General features: G+C 72.3%; 1 protein-coding gene. It reads left to right on the top strand.

Features of this window, described 5'->3' with window-relative positions:
• Positions 1-5,365 (top strand): SDR family NAD(P)-dependent oxidoreductase (locus AWC19_RS01375; RefSeq protein ID WP_142280911.1); only part of this gene is annotated, 5,365 nt, incomplete at both ends.

Below are 5,365 nucleotides of genomic sequence, written 5' to 3' on the forward strand. Positions count from 1 at the left end.
TGCCGGCCACGCTGCATGTCGACGAGCCCAGCCCGCACGTGGATTGGTCGGCGGGGTCGGTGTCGCTGTTGACCGAGCCGCGGCCCTGGCCGGCCGAGTCCGCCGACGGCCGGCCGCGCCGCGCCGGCGTGTCGTCCTTCGGCATCAGCGGCACCAACGCGCACGTCATCGTCGAGGCGGCACCCGAGCCGCCGCCGCGCGAGGCCGCCCCGGCGCGGCCGGTGGTGCCCTGGGCGATCTCGGCGAAGTCCCAGTCCGCGTTGACATCTCAGGCCGGCCGGCTGGCCGAGCACGTGCGTGCCCACGACGATCTGAACATCGCCGACGTGGCGTGGACGCTGGCGGGCCGGTCCGACTTCGAGCACCGGGCCGTCGTGCTCGGCGGCGATCGGGATCGGTTGCTGGCGGGGCTCGACGAGCTGGCCTCCGACGATCCGGGCGGGGCCGTCGTCCGGGGCAGGGCGGCGCCCGCCGGCAAGAACGTCTTCGTCTTTCCGGGGCAGGGCTCGCAATGGCTGGGCATGGGCATCGAATTGCTCGACACCGCACCGGTTTTCGCGCAGCAGATCGAGGCGTGCGCGCAGGCTTTCGCGGAGTTCGTCGACTGGTCGCTGACCGACGTCCTGCGCGGCGTGCCCGGCGCCCCGGGCCTGGATCGCGTCGACGTGGTGCAGCCGGTGCTGTTTGCGGTGATGGTGTCGCTGGCCGAACTGTGGAAGTCGGTGGGCGTCAATCCGGATGCCGTCATCGGCCATTCGCAAGGGGAGATCGCCGCGGCCTACGCCGCCGGTGCGCTGTCCCTGCGGGACGCCGCCCGGGTGGTCACGCTGCGCAGCAAGTTGCTGCGGTCGCTGGCCCACCCCGGGGGGATGCTGTCCATCGCCTGCAGCACCGAGCGGGCTCGGGAATTGCTTGCGCCCTATGGCAATCGAGTCAGCATCGCCGCCGTCAACGGCCCCTCGGCAGTGGTGGTCTCGGGTGAAGTGGCGGCGCTGGAGGAGCTTGTCGGCTTCTGCGCCGACCTGGATCTGCGGACCCGCCGCATCGACGTCGACTATGCCTCGCACTCGGTCGAGGTCGAGTCCATCCGCGACGAGCTCGCCGCGGCGCTGGCCGGCATCGAGCCGCGTTCCTCGCGTGTCGCGTTCTTCTCCACCGTGACCGGAAGCCGCTTGGACACGGCCGGTTTGGACGTCGCGTACTGGTACCGCAACATCCGGCAGACCGTCCAGTTCGAGCAGGCGGTGCGCAGCGCCTGCGAGCACGGATACCGGACATTCATCGAATCCAGCCCGCATCCCGCGTTGGTCGCCGGGATCGAAGACACCTTCAACCACTGTGCGACGGGCGACGCGGAGGCGATCGTCGTTCCCACCCTGGGCCGCGACGAGGGGGGGCTCCAGCGGTTCCTGACGTCGGCGGCCACGGCCTACGTGGCGGGTGTCGGCGTGGATTGGCGCGGCGTGTTGGGCGGGGCGGGCTTCGTGGAGCTGCCGACGTATGCCTTTGAGCGGCGGCGGTTTTGGCTCTCCGGCGAGGGCGTCGCGGCCGACGCGGCCGGCCTGGGCCTGGGCCCCGGCGAGCATGCGTTGCTCGGCGCGGTGGTGGACCTGCCGGCCTCGGGCGGGGTGGTGCTGACGGGCCGGTTGTCGCCCGCCGTGCAGGGCTGGTTGGCCGACCACGCGGTCTCCGGCGTGGCGGTGTTTCCCGGCGCCGGCTTCGTCGAGTTGGCGATCCGGGCCGGCGACGAGGTCGGCTGCTCGGTGGTCGACGAACTGACGCTGCAGGCGCCGTTGACGTTGCCGCCGTCGGGATCGGTTGCGGTGCAAGTGCTGGTTGGCCCTGCCGGGGAGACGGGCCGGCGCGCGGTGTCAATCTACTCCCGCGCCGACGCCGATGCGGCCTCGGCCTGGGTGTGCCACGCCGAAGGCACGTTGAGTTCGGCGGCGGTCGAGCCCGGCGCGGACCTGTCGGTATGGCCGCCTGCGGGTGCGGTCGCGGTCGACCTGACCGACGGCTACGAGCGGCTGGCCGCGCGCGGCTACGGCTACGGTCCCGCGTTTCGGGGACTGACCGGGGCGTGGGTCCGCGGCGACGAGGTGTTCGCCGAGGTCCGGCTGCCGGACGCGGCGGGCGGCGTCGGCGGGTTCGGGGTGCACCCGGCGTTGCTCGACGCCGCGCTGCACGCGGTGGTCATGGCCGACCAGTCGGGCCCGGAAGCCGAAGTGCTGCTGCCATTTTCGTGGCAGGGCGTGTCGCTGCACGCGGCGGACGCCGCGGCGGTGCGCTCGCGGATCGCGCCGACGGGCGGCCCGGCCGGGACCCCGGCGGTCTCGATCGAGCTCGCCGACGGCTTGGGGTTGCCGGTGCTGTCGGTGGCCGCGATGGTGGCGCGCTCGGTGACCGAGCGGCAGCTGCGGGCCGCGGTGTCGGGCTCCGGCCCGGACCGGCTCTTCGAGGTGATCTGGTCGCCGGCCGCGAAAGCGCCGACCGCCGGCGAGAATCCGCCCCCTTTCAAGGTGTTCGAATCCCTTGGCTCCGCGGGTGATCCGGTCGGCGGAACCTACCAGCGCACCCGCGAGGCGCTGAGGGTCTTGCAATCCTGGTTGAGCGAGCGGGACTCGGGCGTGCTGGTGGTGGCGACCCGCGGTGCGGCGGCGCTGGCGGGGGAGGACGTCACGGATCTGGCCGGCGCCGCGGTGTGGGGCCTGGTGCGGTCGGCGCAGACCGAGCACCCCGGCCGGATCGTGCTGGTGGATTCCGATGTGCCACTGGATGATTCGTCGGTTGCCGCCGTTGTGGCGGCCGGTGAGCCGCAGGTGGTGCTGCGCGGCGGCCAAACCTACCTCCCACGGGTGCGCGCCAGCCGCGACGTCGACGGCATCCTGGCGCCGCCGGCTGACGGGCCCTGGCGATTGGGAATCAGCAGCGCGGGCACCTTCGAAAACCTGCGGCTCGAGCCGGTTCCGAATGCGGACGCGCCGCTGCAGCCCGGCCAGGTGCGGGTGGCGCTGCGCGCCATCGCGGCCAACTTCCGCGACGTCATGATCACGCTGGGCATGTTCACCCACGACGCCCTGCTGGGTGGCGAAGGCGCGGGCGTGGTGGTCGAAGTGGGCCCCGGCGTCACCGAATTCGCGGTGGGTGATTCGGTGTACGGGTTCTTCCCCGACGGCAGCGGCACGCTCGTGCCGGGCGACGTCCGGCTGCTGCTCCCGATGCCGTCCGATTGGTCGTACACCGAAGCCGCCGGTATCTCAGCGGTTTTCACCACCGCGTACATGGCGTTCGTACACCTGGCCGACGTCAGGCCGGGTCAGCGGGTCCTGGTGCACGCCGCCGCCGGCGGCGTCGGCATGGCCGCCGTACAGCTGGCCCGCCACCTGGGACTCGAGGTGTACGGCACGGCCAGTCGCGGCAAGTGGGACACGTTGCGGGCCATGGGTTTGGACGACGACCACATCTCGGATTCGCGCAGCCTGGACTTCGAGGACAAGTTCCGCGCCGCCACCGGCGGCCGCGGCTTTGATGTGGTGCTGGACTCGCTGGCCGGCGAGTTCGTCGACGCATCGCTGCGGCTGGTGGCCCCGGGCGGGGTGTTTTTGGAGATGGGCAAGACCGACATCCGCGACCCCGGTGCGGTGGCCCAGGAATACCCGGGGGTGCGCTATCGCGCCTTCGACCTGTTCGAGCCCGGGCGTCCGCGCATGCATCAGTGGATGCTCGAGCTGGCCGGGCTGTTTGAGGCCGGTGTGCTCCGGCCGCTGCCGGTGACCACGTTCGACATTCGCCGCGCCCCCGCGGCGTTGCGATACCTGAGCCAGGCCCGCCACGTCGGCAAGGTCGTCATGAGCATGCCCGACGCCTGGGCGGCGGGCACGGTGCTCATCACCGGCGGCACCGGAATGGCCGGTTCGACGCTGGCCCGCCACCTGGTGGCGCAGCACGGCGTGCGAAACCTGTTGCTGCTCAGCCGCCGCGGCCCCGACGCGGCGGGAGCGGCCGAGCTGGTCGCCGAGCTGCAGGCCGCCGGCGCCCAGGCGCGGGCGGTCGCCTGCGACGCGGCCGACCGGGCCGCCCTGGCCGCGGTGCTCGCCGGCATCCCGGCCGAGCACCCGCTGACCGGCGTTATCCACGCCGCGGGCGTGCTCGACGACGCGGTGCTCACCTCGCTGACCCCCGAGCGGGTCGACGCGGTGTTGCGGGCCAAGGTGGATGCGGCCTGGAACCTGCACGAGCTCACCCGCGACCGCGACGTGTCGGCGTTCGTGATGTTTTCGTCGATGGCCGGGCTGGTGGGCTCCTCGGGCCAGGCCAACTACGCCGCGGCCAACTCGTTTTTGGACGCGCTGGCCGCGCACCGCCGGGCCCGTGGGCTGCCGGCGATCTCCCTGGCGTGGGGGCTGTGGGACCAGGCCAGCGCCATGACCGGCGGCCTGGACGCCGCCGACCTGGCCCGGCTGGGTCGCGACGGGATCCTGGCGTTGTCCTCGGACGAGGCGATGCAATTGTTCGACGCCGCAACGATTGTCGACCAGCCGTTCCTGGCGCCCGCCCGCATCGACGTGGCCGCGCTGCGCGCCCACGCGGCCGCGGTGCCACCGATGTTCGCCGATCTGGTGAACGCGCCGTCGCGGCGTAAGGTCGACGACTCGCTGGCGGCAGCCAAGTCGAAATCGGCTCTGGCGCACCGGCTGCAGGCGCTGCCCGAACCCGAGCAGCACGCCGTGCTGCTCGACCTGGTGCGCTCGCACATCGCCACGGTGCTGGGCAACACCACCCCGGAGGCGGTCGACCCGGACAAGGCGTTCCAGGACCTGGGCTTCGACTCGCTCACCGCGGTCGAGATGCGAAACCGCCTCAAAACCGCGACCGGGCTGGCCCTTTCGCCCACCCTCATCTTCGACTACCCGACGCCGAACGCGCTGGCCGGCTACATCCGCGGCGAACTCGCAGGCGTCCCGCACGAAACCGCGGCCACCCCGGCCGTTCGGGCCACCGGCGACGACCCCATCGTGATCGTCGGCATGGCGTGCCGGTACCCGGGCGGGGTGGCTTCCCCCGACGATCTGTGGGAGATGCTGATTGAGGGCCGCGACGTGCTCTCGGAGTTCCCGACCGATCGGGGTTGGAACCTCGCCGATTTGTACAACCCGGATCCCGACGTTCCGGGCGCCTGTTACACGCGCACCGGCGGATTCGTCGACGGTGTGGCGGACTTCGACCCCGCGTTCTTCGGGATCGCGCCCAGCGAGGCGCTGGCGATGGATCCCCAGCAGCGGATGTTCCTCGAGCTGTCCTGGGAAGCCTTGGAGCGGGCCGGGATCGACCCCACGGGGTTGCGGGGCAGCGCCACCGGGGTGTT

It is taken from the genome of Mycobacterium palustre (assembly GCF_002101785.1).
GTDB classification, from domain to species: domain Bacteria; phylum Actinomycetota; class Actinomycetes; order Mycobacteriales; family Mycobacteriaceae; genus Mycobacterium; species Mycobacterium palustre.